Origin of the sequence: Vibrio sp. 10N.286.52.C3 (assembly GCF_041468865.1) — a bacterium.
Taxonomy (GTDB): Bacteria; Pseudomonadota; Gammaproteobacteria; order Enterobacterales; family Vibrionaceae; genus Vibrio; species Vibrio crassostreae_C.
Window position 1 is genome coordinate 38,157 of sequence record NZ_JBFRJM010000016.1, and the last position, 17,496, is coordinate 55,652.

Below are 17,496 nucleotides of genomic sequence, written 5' to 3' on the forward strand. Positions count from 1 at the left end.
AAGGTCAGCAAGGTCAGCAAAATGATTCTTCGCAAAGCTCTCAGGATCAACAACAAAGCTCCAGTGGCAAGTCGCAAGATCAAAGCAGTAACCAAGATCAACGCGGTAGCCAAGACCAAAACTCATCTCAAGGCCAACCTGAAAATCACTCTGACTCTGAAAAGTCTAAACAAGACGACAAGCAAGCCACGCAACAAAGTAACAGTGATCAGCCGAAACAGAGTGACCAAGAAGGCGCTACACCTCAAAGTGCTAGCGCACAACAAGCTTCAAAAGAAGATGGTGAGCAAAGTAGTCAGCAAGCTGTAGCACAAACCTCAGATCAACCTCTGTCGAGCGACCCTGACATGCGAAAACTTGAGCAAGTAGAAAGCGCCCGTGACCCGAGCCAACTGCTTAAAGCGCAAATGATTTTACAAGCACGACAAAAAAGTGCTCCTAACAACCAGAACAAAAAGTGGTAACCATGCGATTTTTAAACAAGCCATTTTTATCCGTACTCCTAACATTGTTGTTGGGAGCTTTCTCGTCCTTCTCAGTATTGGCTGCAAACGCCGTGGCGAGCGTTTCACATAACAGTGTCACCAAAGATGAAGTGTTCCTTCTTAGAGTTGCAACCGATGAAAAGGTCTCCTCTGATGCTCTAGATCTAACAGCGCTCCAGCAGGACTTCTATGTCGGTACACCAAGCTTTGGCTCGTCGATGCGAATCGTCAATGGCAGCCGTTCGGTGTCAAGCGAGTGGAACATCACCCTTGCTCCACTGCGCTTAGGCCGGATACAGATCCCTAGCTTTGACATTGAAGGGGCTAAAACCAAGCCTATCACCATCAATGTCGCCGTTAATAAAGCGGCGCCAACTCAACATGACATGGCTGAGTTTCAACTTAATCTCAGCAAGAACTCACTATACCCACAAGAGACCGCAGAGCTTGATGTAAAGCTGATCATTAAAGCGGATCCAAGAAGGCTTCAAGATCCGAAAATCGCGCCACCGAGCTCTTCAGGCTTAGATGTTGAACCTATTGGGGAATCGAAGCAATTTCAAGACGTTCTCAATGGAAAGGAGGTGACGGTAGTTCAACAGTCATTCCGTATCTCGTCACAAAAAGCAGGTCAATTTAAGCTGAACGGGCCGAAGCTAACAGGAGCTGTTGTCTACTCAACCAATAACTCTAGTACAACACGTTTGTTCCAACTCGACACACCCGTTGAAACCTTAGATGTCACCGTAAAGGATGTACCAAAAGGCTACCAAGGTGAGTGGTTACCAACATCAAACTTCAAACTGATTCAACAATGGTCAGATAGCCAAGGCAATCAACTGGGAAATAGTAATGGTTTAGAAGGCGACAACCAAACCATTGAAATGGAAGCGGGTGATTCGTTAACTCGTACCATCACGATGACGGCTAGCAACTTAACGCAACACCAGCTGCCAAAACTGAATATCACCTACCCTAATTCGGTACGTGTTTATGAAGAGAAGCCGCAATTTGGCACAACTCAGTCAGGTGATTCTGTCGTTGTTTACAAGCAAGTCTTGATTCCGAAAGAGGCAGGAAACATCTCGCTTCCTGATGTGTCTCAAGCTTGGTTTAACACCGATTTGCAATCAGAACAAACCAGCAAAGCGCAGGGGCTAGAGTTAGCGGTAAAAGCAAGTGATCGCGCAGCGTCAAGCACTCCACCAGTTACTGCTACGCCCGCCCAACAAGTAAGCCCGACGGTTGTTACTGTGGATAGCCCAGGGATCTGGCCTTATCTCACCGCCCTATTTGCAGCTTTGTGGCTAATCAGCTCAGCATTGGCATTCTACTTCTGGTCACGCCGCGGTGTAACGACAAAACCAACACACACTGTTGAACGTCAATCAGATACCGCAGAAGCGCTTATTGAAGCTCTAAGAACGAAAGATGGCGTGATGACCAGAACCTTATTTGAGCAATGGAAATCTGAAAATACAGATCTAAGTGATGAGACGTTACAAACCGTTGAAGCCGAACTCACCAAGCTAAACCAAAGCCTTTATGGTGAAGCCGGTTCACCAGCCCAAACATGGAGCCCTGAGCTGGCAATCAAAACGGTGAAGAAGCCCAAGAGAGTTGCGAGTAAAAAGCATAATAGTTCGCTAGAAAATCTTTAGTCGACGCTGTTCATCAAGAACAGTAAAACACAAAGGCCGTTGATCATCTTGAGATCAACGGCCTTTATTTTAAGAAAGAGAGGCTGTGACTTTTTTACGTTTTAAGGCAGAAACAATTCGATTTCGCCCCGAGTCTTTGGCTTGATACAAGGCTTTATCTGCCTTGCCATACAACAAATCAAAATCGAACTGATGCTGATCAGAAGTTATCGATGCATACCCGACAGACGCAGTTAAATACTGACTAGTACTGCTTTCACAATGGAGGATCTTCGCCTCTTCAATGCATTTTCTGATCGACTCTGCTCGCCGCTTGGTCTCAGAGTGATGGGTGCCGATCATCAACAACATAAACTCCTCTCCGCCAATCCGGCAGAAGGTTTCTTTATCATTGTGAACATGGGCATTCAGTATCTCACCTACCGTCCTCAGAGCCGCATCCCCTTCAGTATGACCATAGACACTGTTGTACAAACCAAAGTGGTCGAGGTCGACAAGAATCAAGCCAAATGTAATTTCGTTCTGTAAGGCAAAGGCACCTTGATCGTCACCGTTCAAGTCTTCTAGAACCTGCGACAACATACGGCGGTTTCCAAGGTGCGTCAGTGGGTCTAATTTAGAAATGATATCCAATTGCTCATTCGCCAACTCTAGCTCTTGGGTACGCTTACTGACTTCTTGCTCCAATGTTTCATTGAGCTTTTTCAGTTCCTCTTGCGCCATGGTTCTTTGCAACACCTCTGCGAGGCTAGAGGCAAAGATACGAATTACTTCGCGAAGCTGTGAGGTTAAAGGACTGCGAGTTAATAGGTTATCAGCAGCGATAAACGCAATCGGCTCACCCGTATTGGTGGTGAGCATGGTCATTGCCGTCCAACCGACTCCCACAATATTGAAATCGTGATAGATAGGAACTGATTCTTCAAAGGCAACTTGATTAGGGCAAGCACGAGCTGCGGCTACAATGTCACGTTCCACCAGCTCAGAGCGATAATAGGACTCATCGACAATATCGCCTTTGATGTCAGTGCCCCAAGTACCTTGCATGTAACTGCACTTTTTGTCTGTTAGGAAAACAGCCAGTCGATCGATACCTAGATGTTGAATCGCAAAACTAACCGCGGACTTACAGACTTCACTGACGCTATCGCATCGAGACAGCTCAACCATACTCGAGTGCAACATACGTATGTTCTGCTCTTGGCGCTTGCGAATATAGATTTGAGAAAGCAAAGAGCCAAAAGACTCAAGCATCTGCTTTTGATAGTTAGTAATCGGTGAGCGATGAATGTAGTTATCCATGGCGATCCAGCCGACAGGTTTGTCGCCTTCACGCAAGATAAGCATGCCATTCCACCCCTGCCCGACCACCTTACCTTCTGTATACAGGGGCGCATTATCGATGATGACTAGATTAGTATGGTTATCAGACAGCGCTTCAATGTATTCCGCTTCAAGTTGGTGCAAATCGTATTGAGTGTGGTGTTCACTGTTGGTTTTACCCGCTTCGTCAGTGCCATAAGTGCCGCTGAAACAACGCTTTTTCATATCAAGCAACATGAAGATCGCACGATCAAACCCTAACCTGTCTCGCACAGCCTCAACCGATGCTTTATACAAAGCATCGAGTGACTCAGGGTTAGAAAGCTCAAGCGCGACCTGATGAACCAGCTTCATGTTCTCTACAAACAGCTCACGTAACTTTATCTCATCTAAGTATTGAGCTTCACGTGTGTCTCTGTGTTTGATTTCTAGCGCCGCGTTCTTTTCGGCACGAATACATTGCCAACGGGCAGCCGCGAGCTGTAACACATCAAGATCTTGGTCAAAGGTTTGATTAACCTTCTCAGCATTGCAATTTTGAACAATTAAATAAGTTCTGGAGGCAGGTGCGTTGTCGAGCATCATGATAAACGACTCCCCACCAAGCACTTTCATGTGTTCCCACTTGCAGGTGTTGATAGCCATTGGCAAAACCCCGTCTGCGGTATCAAACTGTGAAACCCAAGGCCAAAATGTAGAGGGGTAATACTCAAGAGAGGTTAATTCGCCATGACAAAACAGCGGCAACGAATCGCTTTCCGGTATCGGCTCAGCAAATATCCCTATCCCTTTTGGAGCAAGCATTTTAGCCAAGTACTCAAAAAGAGACTCTGCCAATAAACGGTGATCGCGCGTAGCAGATATTTGTTTTGCAAAGGCTTTTACAGGCACAGCTTCCGTCCATTGGCTATTGAGAATACAGCAAAAATACAGAAGCCTTGATATGCAATCAATGTAACTAAAAATGAGATGTTAAGCGGGTCGCAATTTCACTTTTTACATTATCACAAGCATGAGAAGGACTACAAAAATGGGATTTCCTGCCCAAATTTTCATCGACATTGAGGCTTTTTTAAAGGCATAAAAAAGCCCCACATAAAGTGGGGCAAAACTTCCATCGCTTATAGTTATAGTGATAATTCTGTCGATCTATTCGATTATCTAACCTGCGTATCAGTTAGCGTGCTGGTTTTGCTAATAGGCCAAACACAGCACTTAAATAATCAATTAACCAAAGTCACCGTTTACGTAACCTTTAGTACGATCATCTTTTGGTTCGCTGAAGATAACACTCGTTTCGTTGTGCTCTACAAGCTCTCCCATTAGGAAGAAAGCAGTACGGTCTGAGATACGACGCGCTTGCTGCATTGAGTGCGTTACGATAACGATAGTGAAGTCTTTCTTCAGGTCTTCCATCAATTCTTCAATCTTGTGCGTCGCGATTGGGTCAAGAGCCGATGTAGGTTCATCCATCAGGATTACATCTGGTTCCATTGCAATGGTACGTGCGATACATAGACGCTGTTGTTGACCACCAGACAGACCAAATGCATGCGCTTTAAGACGGTCTTTTACTTCATCCCACAGTGCAGCACTGCGTAGCGAGCGCTCAACCACTTCATCGATGTGTTTTTTGTCTTTGATACCTTGAGCACGTAGGCCGTATGCCACGTTCTCGTAGATGCTCATTGGGAACGGGTTTGGCTTTTGGAATACCATGCCTACGCGGATACGTAGGTCAGCGACATCGATATTACCGTAGATGTCAGTGCCATCCATATCCAGCTTACCCTTAATCGTAACGCCTTCAATTAGGTCATTCATGCGGTTCAAACAACGCAATAGTGTTGATTTACCACAGCCAGACGGGCCAATCAGAGCAGTAACCTGGCGAGTTGGAATTGGCAGGTTGATAGATTTAAGCGCTTGGTTGTCGCCGTAAAACAGATCTAGGTTCTCAATATCAAATTTATTCATGTTCGTAATCTCTAAATTCTTAAATTCGTGTCTAACTTGATGCTTTCTTTATCACGGGGGCTCGCTTTATTTATGAGCCAGCTAATGAGCTTAGTAAGTTGCCGTGTTGAAGCGTCTCGCAATCAGTTTTGTAACCATGTTGATCAAGAGAACCAGTACGATTAGGACTGTCGCCGTGCCGTAGGCTTGGTTCCACTCATCGATAGTAAATAGCTCTGTTGTCAGCTTATATAGGTGAACCGTTAGTGTACGGCCAGAATCGAATACCGACTCAGGAACACGTGCCACCATACCTGCTGTTAAAAATACAGGTGCTGATTCGCCAATTACACGACCAATACTAAGAATGACCGAAGTTAAGATACCTGGCATTGCGCTTGGTAAGATCAAACGCCAGATAGTGTAGATTTTTGAAGCGCCAAGGCCGTATGAGCCTTCGCGGTAAGTTTGTGGCACTGCCATCAATGCTTCTTCTGTAGTACGAATGATTACAGGAAGAATCAGGATACTTAGCGTTAGTGCACCCGACAGAATCGAGAAGCCAAGACCAAGAATCGAAACAAAGAAGGTCATACCGAACAGACCAAAGATGATCGATGGGATACCAGCTAACGACTCAGTACAGAATCGAATCACTTTCACCAATCGGCTACCTACTTTCGCATATTCAGTTAAGTATATCGCCGTCATGATGCCCAGTGGCGCGGCTACCGCAATCGATGCGATTACCATGTAGATCGTGGCAATGATCATTGGGAAAATACCACGTTCTTCACCAGTACGAGTGTAATCGTCAGTGATGAAGTTCCAATCTACGTATTGCAGACCGTTCGATAGGATGTACCAAATAATCCAGAATAAGAAACCAACGGTTACAGCTGCAGCTGCCCAGATAAAACCTTTTAGGATGTTATCTTTGGTTTGACGTGCTTGTTTTAGTTTTACGCGATCCATATTACTTATCCTCGCCTACTTCGCTTTTTCACGGTTAAGATAAAGTAGAGCACCATTTAACATCATGATGAACACTAGAAGTACAACACCTGTTGCGTACAGTGCGTTAGCGTGAACGCCACTTGCGTAAGACATTTCAATTGCAATGTTTGCTGTTAGCGTACGAGCAGAGTCCAAAATGCCTTCTGGCATTGCTGGCGCGTTACCCATAACCATGATGATTGCCATCGTTTCGCCAAGTGCGCGGCCGATACCCAAAATCACACCAGTCATAATGCCTGAACGTGCAGCAGGAACGAGTAGCTTAAAAATCGTGTAGATTTTCGAAGCACCCAGTGCAAGTGAACCTTCTTTGTATGTACGAGGTACCGCACGAATCGAAGTTTCAGAAACCGTGATAACGGTAGGAAGAATCATGATACCCAGAACAATGATACCCGCCAGGATAGTGTTACCCGCTGGTACTTGGAAAACGTTTTGAATCATTGGAACGATAATTACTAGACCGAAGAAGCCGTAAACTACCGACGGGATACCCGCTAGAAGCTCAACTGCTGGTCGAATAATATCTGCAAGACGCTTTGGAGCAATCTCAGCAATAAAAATAGCGGTTAATACACCAACTGGCACACCAACAACTACAGCTCCAAGTGTCGAAACAATCGATGCAACAATCATGGTTGCAACACCGAATAGAGCTGGAGGTAACCAGTCAACACCCAGAACGACGCCAGAAACACCGGCCTCTTGGAATGCAGGGATACTCTCTGCAACGATAAAGTAAGCGATAACGGCTAGTGATACGATGCCGATTACAGCACTCGATAAGAACAAGCCGTGGAAGATTCTTTCTCTCCAGTCGATGCGCTTCTTAGCACGTAGACTTGGCTTGTTGATTTGAGTCGCTTCAGTATTCATAAGCTTTTCATTATTTGCGATGGTCATATATAAAATCTCAAACTTTGTGGCTCAATAAGAGCTCGAAATAAACAAAGTTGAAAGAAAAGGCTCAGCCTAAAGCAGGCTGAGCAATAATTAAGATTGAGTCAGTTAAGATTAGTTAACTGTGATGTAGCCTTTCTTACCAGCGATAGCTTGAGCTTCATCTGCAACCATCCAATCTAGGAATTGTTGAGTTTCAGCTGTTGGAGCGCCTGCTTTGTAAAGAACTAGGAATGGACGAGCAACTTTGTAAGAACCGTTCTTAACGTTGTCTACAGTCGCAGCAGCGCCGTCGATAGTTAGAGCTTGAACAGATTCGTCAACTGTACCTAGAGAGATAAAGCCGATAGCGTATGGGTTGCTTGCTACAGAAACTTTAAGTGCGCCGTTACCGTTTGCAACTTGTGCACGTTGAGAGATAGCCGATACTTTCTTATCGCCAATCTTCTTCTTAAGCTTCATGATGTCTTCGAATGCACCACGTGTACCTGATGCAGTATCACGAGTGATTGCTACGATTGGTTTATCAGCGCCGCCGACATCTTTCCAGTTAGTGATGTCGCCTTTGTAGATTGAAGTGATTTGCTCAGCTGTAAGAGCAGATACTTCGTTATTTGGGTTTACAACAACTGCGATCCCGTCACGAGCGATAACTAGCTCTTTCAGGTCAGCTGATTTTTCTTCTTCTTTTAGGTCACGAGAAGAGATACCAAGGTCAGCACTTCCATTTTTTGCTGCTTTGATGCCTGCAGAAGAACCTGGTGCTTGAATTTCGATGAACACTGGCTCGCCTTTATTCATGTAGGTTTCTGCAAAAACTTCAACCAGTGGAGAAGCACTGTTAGAGCCAACTACAGAGATAGTTTCTTTAGCTGAAGCTGTATTCACTGTTAGAGCGCCTAGTAGTGCGATTGCACCGATAACTGTCTTTTTCATCACAAATTTCCTTTAGTGGCGTTATTGCCGTAATGTTTTGCTTGAACGAGGCCTACTTTAGAATCCGAATGTGACAGTTGTGTTTCACTTAATTGAAGCCTATATGACAACTACAAATTAATGGCTAATTTCTCTCCTACTCGATGAATTGATAGTCGCGCACCCATCAGATGCAGTTAGTGAATGCAGGTCTCACCATCGTTTGAGCACCAAAAAGCTAGATTTCCTTCCCTATTTATATCGAACACTAACCAATATATTTCTCTATTTATCAATCAAGTAGCCCTAACACGATGGATAAAAAGATCCACCTTTATCGCCATTTAGAACAATAAACAACCATCTATATCAAATACCTATCGCATATAACGAAATCAAAGCCTTTACTGATTGAATTGTCAGTCTCATTAGTTAGAATCGCCAACTAATTCTAATAATAATAATTCTCATCTTTTTATTTTATTCAAAGAAGGACATTACATGCGCCAACTTCTCAGTGGCTTATCAATCAAAATACAAATTCTTATACCCGTACTATTTTCCGTTGTCTTACTTTTAGCCGGTGTCATTATCGGTGGTGAAAAACTAGAAAGTGCATTCAAAGATGTGTCAGTAGCAACCGACCAGTTAATCTTACATAAAGAAGAACTTAGCGAAATCGTCGACAACAGCTATGGCATGCGCATCAAAGCGATTTACAGTCTATTCAATGCTGATGACGTAAAAACATTGGTTGAAACACTAAACCAAAAACGCGATCAGAATACTCGCCTACTGAATTCATTAGACACAGTGCCAGGCATGCAAGATGAAGTGGCCGCGATGAACAAAGCGATGAATCACTATGTCGATTTTTCTCGCACCACCATGCTTCCTCTATTAAGAGCGAAACACGGCGATACATCACTCTCTTCAGATTTTGAAAACCGCTACCAGATCGCAATCGACCAATACCGACACGCGGGTAATGACATGGTGCAAGCGATCAATACTCTGTCTAAAAAGCTGAACTTGCTTGCCACTCAAGAGGTCGACATCAACGGCCAGCAACACGCTAGCACGCTGACTACTGCGACCATTGCACTGTTGGTGATCCTGTCTGTAGCTCTAATTATCAGTTGGACGCTGGCTGGTATCATTGTTAAGCCGATCAGCAACATTCAAGAAACGATGCGGGAAGTAGCAAAAGGTAACTTGTTAGTTAAAGCAGAAGAGTATGGCGACAACGAAATCTCACGCCTAGCGCAAGACGTAAACCAGTCTGTTGAACAGCTGCGTGACACGGTAAGCTCGCTGTCTCGAATCAGTATCGAAGTGGCTTCAGCGTCGACAGAGCTAGCGGCTGTAATGACACAGTCCAGCGTTAACTCAGACCAAGAGAAGCAAGAGGTGGAGCAAGTTGCTTCTGCTGTGAACCAATTGGAAAGCACAGCAGCACACGTTAATGAGAACGCAGTACAAGCCGACTCAGCGTCTAAGCAAGCTGACGAAATGGCGACACACAGCATGAGCTTGTTTAATGAAAGCAACAAAGCTAACGAACAGATGGCGATTCAGCTAAGCGAAGCTGCAAATGTTGTGGGCACGCTAAAAGAGCACTCTGAACAGATTGGTAAAGTGATTGAGGTAATTCAAAGTATCTCTGAACAAACTAACCTGCTGGCGCTTAACGCAGCAATCGAAGCCGCTCGTGCAGGTGAAAGCGGTCGTGGTTTCGCAGTGGTTGCTGATGAAGTTCGAATGCTAGCGGCACGTACACAAGATTCAACCAAAGAGATCCAAACCATCATAGAAGGTTTGCAGGTTCAATCCGGTAACGCGAATGAAAGCATGAGCAGCTCATTATCTATGCTGGAACACAACCAAACTCTTGCAGGTGAAGTAAGCGCGGCGCTTTCAGGCATTGCTAACTCGGTAACGGACATGACTGAGATTAACACTCAGGTTGCCTCTGCCGCCGAAGAGCAAAGCCAAGTAACCTCAGACATCAACCGTAACATCTCAAACATCTACAGCCTAGTAAGCCAAAACGTTACCGGCATTACTCAAGCCGCTGCAGCAAGCCACGAGCTTTCTAACCTAGCAGAACAACAGAAGCAGCAGTTGGATTACTTTAAGGTATAGGCTTCAAGGTACGAAGTTCAAGGCAAACAGATTCAGGCTGTATGCTCTTTAGAACTCGCCGATAAACAAAAAGCCAGCCATCATGGCTGGTTTTTCGCTTTTAGACACTACTGGCGAGATTCAGCCGCTCGAATTCTTTCAATCGCTTCTACCCTTCTAAGCTGTTCTGGTAGGAAATGTTCAGTCCTAAGTTGCGCAATCTTCTCTTGTTGTTCGGTTTTTGATAGGAATGAATCTTTCAAGACATCATTTCGTTCTGCGAAGTAGACCTCTAACGAGTCTTCAAAGGCCGCTCTTTGTTTATCAAGTGCTTCAAGTCTCTGGGTTGCTTCTTCACCGACAAGTTCGCTTCTCTTTAAGTATTTACCCTGTTCATCGAGACCTTCAGAGCTAGAGAGCTGTTGGAGTAACACCTGATTCTGGTGACTCGACTGAACATAATCAGGTTGCTCAGATAGATAGGATTCGAGTCTTTGTTGGTATTCTTCATCCTCTAATCCCTCCTGTTTCAGAAGTAACTTTTCTAAGGCGATTTCTCTCATTCTGTTGTCGTGCGTAAACAGAATACTTATCTCGCTCTCACTGAAAAACTGAGCTTGGAGGTCAAGGAGCGCTTGATTGAGTGCACGTAGATCATCAGCGGAAATGGATGTGGTACCGAACTGCACGTCCAACGATGTCAGTGCCGACTTATACTCAAGATATTTGGCAAACAGTGCTTCATCAACCACGGTTGTTGATGCTTGTTCGTGGTGTTTCGCCACGTTGTCTCGAATATCTTCAAGGGTTAATTCTGCATTACCTGACACGAAATATTCCATCATGTCTTTTGCTGATGCGTTATCGATGTCGGTATCTTGCTGAGAGGTGACTTTCAATGAGGAGACGCGTTGTTCGTCGTCAGTATGTGTATCTTGATTATTTAGATATAAAAAGACCGCCGCTGTGCTCATCAGGGCTATCGTGGTTATCGACAAAATGGCGGTCTTTTTCATCATACTTCCCTTGTTTTCTTGTTAAACGGCTTTGCAGACTACAAGCCAGCCAACTTCAATCGATTGGCATGCTGACGATATAGAGTTACAGGATCTGTCTCAAACAAGTGGTGAATTCCCAATAACCCATTAATCTCATCTAGGTGGTTCATTTTGTAATCATCACCAATCACTTTGCCCAAATGCGCGCTGCATGCTCCTACTAAGCCATCATTAGGTTCGTTGAAGGCTAAGCCTAGGATTGTCATCGCTCCGTCGGTAGGATCAAGAAGGTTGGTAAAAGTGGAAGACCCTGTCCATGAATAGTAATAAACGCCGTTACTTGCTTGCCACTCACCATCGCCACACTCAGACGTCGGAACGCCCTCAGGGTAAAACTGGTTGAAGGCTAGCGAGCCTTCTGTGGTCAATGCTTCAAGAGAAGCGAGGCCGTCTTGGTCGAGATCCGTTCCACCAGATAAAAGGTTAATCAGTGTCGTTAATCCACCTGCTAATTTAACCGCGATACCTTCTGTGACAGAGCCTTCAGATACGTTCCCTCGAACGAGATCAGCGACCTTAGAACCTTTATGCACACCGCCAATACTGGTCACTGAAGCAACAAGATCAGGTCGAACTGACGCAACATAACGAGCCGTAGGCCCACCGTGGCTATGACCAACCAGATTCACCTTACTTGCTCCTGTTGCAGCTAACAGCGTTTCAACTTGGCTGAGTAACTGTTCACCACGGACCTCTGAACTGTTGGTTGCAGAGACCTGAGCGACATATACGTTCGCGCCATCTTTGGTTAGGGATTCAGGTACGCCATAGAAATAGTCAACGCCCGCTAATGTATCGAAACCAAACAGACCATGTACCAACATAATCGGGTATTTCGTTTCAGTGTATCCGCTGGCTTCTAATGCTGATGCGCTCGTTCCGGCATATACGCCAAAACTGGATAGGCAGGCTATCGTCCAAATTAATATCTTTTTCAATGCTCTTTCCTTAAACAGATTAGACCTCTGATGAGTAAAAGAACCGTAGATGATGATTTTATAAAACAGAAAGTAACGACTTCATATTTGTGATGGCGAACTTGAATTAAACAGGTGCGATGAACATCAGGCAAACAGAATCAGGAGAACAAAACATAAGCAATTGATTAAATTAACATTTAACTAAGGTTGATGAGATTGTTCTTTCAATATCCCGACTCAAATATCAATTCAACATTCTCAATAAACCAAAATTATTCGACAAATAACCGTTTGGAAACAGGTATTTTTCAACCAAAACTCGTTGATAACTTGATGCTTATTCCATTAACGACACACCACAACCCTGAATATATTGACGCTAATTATTGATTTTAGATATAGGTCGTACCAGTTATTTACTTATCCACTTATCCACTTATCAAGCAACAGCGTTTCTGTTTGGCTCATCTAAATATAAAAGAGAATACAGTGATGAAAAATACGGCTTTAATACTCACGTTAGCCCTGCCTTTTGGCGCTTATGCCGCTGAAGACTCAATACCAACACCTGAATCGATTACATCTGCACAAGTACTCAGCACACAAGATTCAGAAACCTACTCTTACGTCCGATGTTGGTATCGCACAGATGCCTCTCATGACTCAGCCGCTACCGATTGGAAATGGGCGAAAAAAGAAAACGGGGACTACTACACGATCAACGGATATTGGTGGTCTTCCGTTTCATTCAAAAACATGTTCTACAGCGATGCCCCGCAATCGGAAATTAAACAACGTTGCGAACAGACGCTCGACATCCAACATGACGCCGCTGACATCACCTACTTTGCCGCAGATAATCGCTTCTCTTACAACCACTCAATCTGGACCAACGACAACGCTTTTCAAGCCAGTAGCATCAATCGTATTGTCACCTTTGGTGATAGCCTGTCCGACACTGGTAATCTATTTAATGGCTCACAATGGGTTTTTCCGAACGCAGATTCGTGGTTTTTAGGGCACTTTTCGAATGGTTTAGTCTGGACGGAGTATTTAGCAAAAGCGAAAGATGTCCCTCTGTATAACTGGGCTGTGGGTGGCGCCGCAGGTACCAACCAATACGTGGCATTGACTGGTGTTTATGATCAAGTCACCTCTTATCTGACCTACATGAAAGTCGCCAAAAACTATCGTCCGGAAAACTCACTGTTTACTTTAGAGTTTGGCCTCAATGACTTCATGAATTACAACCGAGAAGTCGCCGATGTAAAGGCTGACTTTAGCAGCGCGCTGATCCGCTTAACAGAATCTGGTGCGAACAATATCCTGCTGTTCACCTTACCCGATGCAACCAAAGCCCCTCAATTCAAATACTCTACCGAACAAGAGATAATAAAAGTTCGTGGCAAGATCTTAGAATTCAACCAGTTCATCAAAGCTCAAGCCGAGTATTACCAAGGTATGGGGAAAAACGTGGTGTTGTTCGATGCAAGTGCGTTGTTCGCCAGCATTACCGATAACCCAGAACAACATGGCTTTCGAAACGCGAGTGATGCTTGTCTTAATATCAATCGAAGCTCAGCCGCGGACTACTTGCGAAGCCACAGCTTAACCAATGACTGTGCCACCTATGGTTCAGACAGTTATGTATTTTGGGGCGTGACACACCCAACTACAGCTACTCATAAATACATTGCCGACCACATCTTGGCGTATTCGTTCTCGACGTTCAATTTCTAACTAAATATCGAAAAGTAATGGCTGAGCCAAGGTCGAGATACAAAAAAACCGCCTAATATTGGCGGTTTTTATTTATGTCAGTTTTACTAGCAAACGCTTTAAAACTGGCTGGTGATTACTCGTCGTCCACTTTTGGTGCGACTTTCTTCTTAGGGATAAACACGGTATCACCCACGGCCACATTTTGGTGGAAGCTCTTATCGCGCTTAACTGGTTTCTTCGGCGTTTTCTTCGCTTGAGTGTTGGTCTTCTTCTTAGCAGGACCGCCTTTAGCAAACGCAGGTTTACGTGGCTTAATGCCTTTGAATTTACCTTTTAGGCCTTCAAGTACAGAGAAGGTCAAATCTTGTTGAAGGTAAAGTTCAACACGCTTGAAGCTGTCCCAGTCTTTTGGACCAACCAAAGAAATCGCATCGCCTTTGTTACCCGCACGGCCAGTACGACCTACACGGTGCACGTACTCTTCCGTATGCTTAGGCATATCAAAGTTGATAACGTGGCTCACGTTTGGAATATCAATACCACGTGAAGCAACATCGGTAGTTACCAAGATCTTGTAAACCGCACGCTCGAACTGGCTCATAATAGCATTACGTTGCGTTTGGTTTAGGTTACCACTCAGTGCTACCGCTTTAAGCTTCTTCTCGTTCAACTTATCTGTTAAACGGTCAGTATCAGCGCGTGTTGCTGTGAAGATCATTACCTGACGGTATTCAGCTTCTTCCAGTACACGGTCTAAAATCGCTTCTTTGTGATCTAGGTGATCACATAAGTAGAATTTCTGTGTGATATCTAAGTGTTGCTCGTTAGAAACACCAACAGAGATACGCTTAGGTGCGTCTAGCATTTCATTTGCAATGCCATTTACTTCAGCGTGATCTAACGTTGCAGAGAACATCAACGTTTGACGACGACGGTGTTTAGCTGCATTGGCAATGCGACGAAGTTCTGGAGCGAAACCCAGATCAAGCATACGGTCCGCTTCATCAAGGATTAGCGTTTCAACACCATCTAGGAACAATGAACGATGTTCTAGGTGGTCAGCAAGACGGCCTGGAGTCGCAACGATAAAACGAGGGTACTTACGCAGTGCTTTAACTTGGTCGTTAAAGTTCTCACCACCTAAGATAAGCGCCGCTTCATAAGACAGACCACCAAGCATGCTACGCAGTTCGCCGTAAACTTGCTTCGCTAGCTCACGAGTAGGAGCCAAAATTACACCACGAGGATCTTTAGCAGAAAACGCTTTTGTTTTTAATGCTTTATGTATCATTGGCAACACAAACGCCAATGTTTTTCCTGATCCCGTTTTTGATGAAGCCAATAGATCCTTACCAGCAATAGCAACAGGGATCGCTTTTGATTGGATCTCTGTCGCCTTCTTGAAGTCGTAATGTTTTAAGTTCTTCAGTAAGCGGTTATCTAAGCCTAAATCTTTAAAGTGCAAAGGACTCTCCAGTCATGATGGTATTGAATAAAATTAATTTAACGTGACATGATACCGCGAAAGTACTTTATAAGGATAGAGATCACAGTAAATTTATCCCTTTATCTATCTTTAGCTAGAACATTATATGCATTGCTAGCAAAGGGGTGGCCCTACAAAAACACCTTCAAGTCGTCTCTAAATCCTTCATCTCATAAATGAGACATAACGTGATACTTAGCTAATTACCTCAAAAATTTAGCAATTTCTTTAGTTATTGTTTTTGCAGTTAAAAAATTAGTCGCTACAATCATTAATGAAGCGACTATATGATAAAGAATGTATAGCGCATCTTTTGATGATAAATAAGCAAGGAGTTCTTATGAATAAGACGTTAATCGCAGCTGCAGCATCAGTTTTCATTCTAGCCGGTTGTTCTTCAGAGCCAGAAGAAGCTGCAGTGTCAGAAATGGATCAACTAACTAACCAAGTGGCTCAGCTTACAAGCGAAGTTGAAGCACTTAAGAGTGACAAAGCAGCCGCAGAAATGAAGGCTCAAGAAGCAGAAGCAGCCGCTATGGCAGCGAAAGAAGAAGCGGATCGTGCTAACGACCGTATCGATAACATCGCTGAGTCTTACACTAAGTAGTTTGAGATCTAATCGCGATTAAGCTGTAGATTAAATAAGTCGCAAAAAGCAGTATATAGACAGCACCACTTCTTAACGAATGTGGTGCTTTTTTTGGGGCGATACTAATTCGAGTAGAAGGTACTAATGCGAGTAGAAAAAGGAAAAGCCCCCCTGTTACAGAAGAGGCCATCGAATTAAAACTCAATCACAGGTGGTGCTATCTCTACAGGCACGCCGTTTTGAGCAAAGATAACCGCTTTCGCCTTTGAATTTGGCAGTTCTGCGTCTTCAAGCCACCATTTTAGTTCCACAGGGATCTGTAATGATTTCTTTGAGCCGTCACTTCGAGTTAATGGTTCGTGCGCTTCAACAAACACACTTCTATCTGGCTCTAACGACACCTTAATCGGCTCATTGATAATAGTGACCTGTTCACCACGGTTCACTTGCTCAAATAACCACTCAATATCTTTAGGTTCCATTCGGATACAACCAGAGCTAACTCGTAAACCTATTCCGAAGTCTTTGTTAGTACCATGGATCAAATAGTCGCCAGCGCCATAAGCAAGCCTCAAAGCGTACTCACCCAATGGATTTTCCGGCCCAGCGGGAACCACTCTCGGTAATTCAATGCCTTTTTCAAGATACTCTTTGCGGATTGAATTTGGTGGCGTCCATGTTGGATTCGGTCTTTTTTGGCTTATCTTGGTGATCATCTCGGGAGTATCGCGCCCCACTCGACCGATACCGACAGGGAAAACATGCACCTGATTTTTCTCAGGCTCAAAGTAATACAACCTTAACTCAGCAAGATTGATGACGATCCCCTTTCTTGGAGTATCAGGTAGAATCAAGCGGCTTGGAATGCTTAACACATAGCCTTCGGCAGGGAGAAAAGGATCCACCCCTTTGTTGGCTGCCATTAAAGAGAGAAAACCAATATCGTATTGCTTGGCAATGATGGCCAAGGTTTCGCCCGCCGCCACTTCGTGCTGCTGGATTCTGCCCACAATGCGGCTTTCTGTTGGTGGCAATTCAAAGGTTGCAGCAGACACCCACGATGAAGCTATCCCGCTGGCAAGCAAAGTAGTTCTTACAACAAGCGACACCGCCCTGTGAAGTCGTGTTTTCATTGACGGTAAAGGCGTCGAGTTAGCGCAATGCGACATACAAATCCTTGGTTTGTCTTTTATCAAAGTTTAGATTATCTCTGATCAAACGTCTCTACAACGTATTGTTGTCTCGAAACTGATAGGCAACAAGTTTATATGTAAGCCTTTTCCTCTCATTCGCTTGCAATTAACCCATACAAAATCGATTGCCTTTACGCTTTCAACAGA

13 protein-coding genes and 1 pseudogene are annotated in these 17,496 nt (G+C 44.3%); 5 read left to right on the forward strand and 9 right to left on the reverse strand.

Translation table 11 applies throughout. The features are described 5' to 3' along the window. Nucleotides 1-464: pseudogene (locus AB4138_RS06655) on the forward strand (hypothetical protein); the annotation flags it as partial. A 2-nt stretch (nucleotides 465-466) separates the two neighbouring features. Further along, nucleotides 467-2,146, forward strand: a complete 1,680-nt coding sequence (locus AB4138_RS06660; protein ID WP_372305395.1) for a BatD family protein — start codon at nucleotides 467-469, stop codon at nucleotides 2,144-2,146. Nucleotides 2,147-2,215: 69 nt separating this feature from the next. On the opposite strand, the gene AB4138_RS06665 is transcribed toward AB4138_RS06660, so the two are convergent. From AB4138_RS06665 to AB4138_RS06685, 5 genes are all read right to left on the reverse strand, one after another. Further along, the gene (locus tag AB4138_RS06665) at nucleotides 2,216-4,360 is read right to left on the reverse strand and encodes a GGDEF domain-containing protein (RefSeq protein WP_372305398.1); all 2,145 of its coding nucleotides are present in this window, start codon (nucleotides 4,358-4,360) and stop codon (nucleotides 2,216-2,218) included. Between the two features lie 336 nt (nucleotides 4,361-4,696). Beyond that, complete coding sequence (gene pstB / locus AB4138_RS06670) at nucleotides 4,697-5,446, reverse strand: phosphate ABC transporter ATP-binding protein PstB (RefSeq protein ID WP_004737715.1); 750 nt, start codon at nucleotides 5,444-5,446, stop codon at nucleotides 4,697-4,699. 90 nt (nucleotides 5,447-5,536) lie between these two features. Continuing rightward, a complete protein-coding gene (gene pstA, locus AB4138_RS06675) occupies nucleotides 5,537-6,400 on the reverse strand; it encodes a phosphate ABC transporter permease PstA (RefSeq protein WP_017064256.1) in 864 nt (287 codons plus the stop codon). A 15-nt stretch (nucleotides 6,401-6,415) separates the two neighbouring features. Then, nucleotides 6,416-7,345 carry a phosphate ABC transporter permease subunit PstC gene (pstC, locus tag AB4138_RS06680; protein WP_372305401.1) on the reverse strand — a complete coding sequence of 310 codons (930 nt, stop codon included), beginning with the start codon at nucleotides 7,343-7,345 and terminating at the stop codon, nucleotides 6,416-6,418. A gap of 111 nt (nucleotides 7,346-7,456) precedes the next feature. Then, the gene (locus tag AB4138_RS06685; protein ID WP_372305404.1) at nucleotides 7,457-8,278 is read right to left on the reverse strand and encodes a phosphate ABC transporter substrate-binding protein; all 822 of its coding nucleotides are present in this window, start codon (nucleotides 8,276-8,278) and stop codon (nucleotides 7,457-7,459) included. Nucleotides 8,279-8,758: 480 nt separating this feature from the next. Between AB4138_RS06685 and AB4138_RS06690 the strand changes: the two genes are divergently transcribed. Then, nucleotides 8,759-10,402 carry a methyl-accepting chemotaxis protein gene (locus AB4138_RS06690; RefSeq protein ID WP_372305407.1) on the forward strand — a complete coding sequence of 548 codons (1,644 nt, stop codon included), beginning with the start codon at nucleotides 8,759-8,761 and terminating at the stop codon, nucleotides 10,400-10,402. A 107-nt stretch (nucleotides 10,403-10,509) separates the two neighbouring features. On the opposite strand, the gene AB4138_RS06695 is transcribed toward AB4138_RS06690, so the two are convergent. Next, a complete protein-coding gene (locus tag AB4138_RS06695) occupies nucleotides 10,510-11,397 on the reverse strand; it encodes a lipase secretion chaperone (RefSeq protein ID WP_017060037.1) in 888 nt (295 codons plus the stop codon). Between the two features lie 38 nt (nucleotides 11,398-11,435). Then, nucleotides 11,436-12,377, reverse strand: coding sequence for a triacylglycerol lipase (locus AB4138_RS06700; RefSeq protein ID WP_050547032.1), 942 nt, complete (start codon nucleotides 12,375-12,377; stop codon nucleotides 11,436-11,438). A gap of 474 nt (nucleotides 12,378-12,851) precedes the next feature. On the opposite strand from AB4138_RS06700, the gene AB4138_RS06705 reads away from it, so the two are divergent. Then, nucleotides 12,852-14,099, forward strand: coding sequence for an SGNH/GDSL hydrolase family protein (locus AB4138_RS06705; RefSeq protein ID WP_372305464.1), 1,248 nt, complete (start codon nucleotides 12,852-12,854; stop codon nucleotides 14,097-14,099). A 115-nt stretch (nucleotides 14,100-14,214) separates the two neighbouring features. On the opposite strand, the gene AB4138_RS06710 is transcribed toward AB4138_RS06705, so the two are convergent. Continuing rightward, complete coding sequence (locus AB4138_RS06710) at nucleotides 14,215-15,546, reverse strand: DEAD/DEAH box helicase (protein ID WP_017061883.1); 1,332 nt, start codon at nucleotides 15,544-15,546, stop codon at nucleotides 14,215-14,217. Between the two features lie 361 nt (nucleotides 15,547-15,907). Here AB4138_RS06710 and AB4138_RS06715 point away from each other — a divergent pair, with 361 nt between their 5' ends. Then, nucleotides 15,908-16,174 carry an Lpp/OprI family alanine-zipper lipoprotein gene (locus AB4138_RS06715; protein ID WP_017064250.1) on the forward strand — a complete coding sequence of 89 codons (267 nt, stop codon included), beginning with the start codon at nucleotides 15,908-15,910 and terminating at the stop codon, nucleotides 16,172-16,174. A gap of 176 nt (nucleotides 16,175-16,350) precedes the next feature. On the opposite strand, the gene AB4138_RS06720 is transcribed toward AB4138_RS06715, so the two are convergent. Next, nucleotides 16,351-17,325 carry a L,D-transpeptidase family protein gene (locus AB4138_RS06720; protein WP_048609811.1) on the reverse strand — a complete coding sequence of 325 codons (975 nt, stop codon included), beginning with the start codon at nucleotides 17,323-17,325 and terminating at the stop codon, nucleotides 16,351-16,353. Between the last annotated feature and the right edge of the window lie 171 nt (nucleotides 17,326-17,496).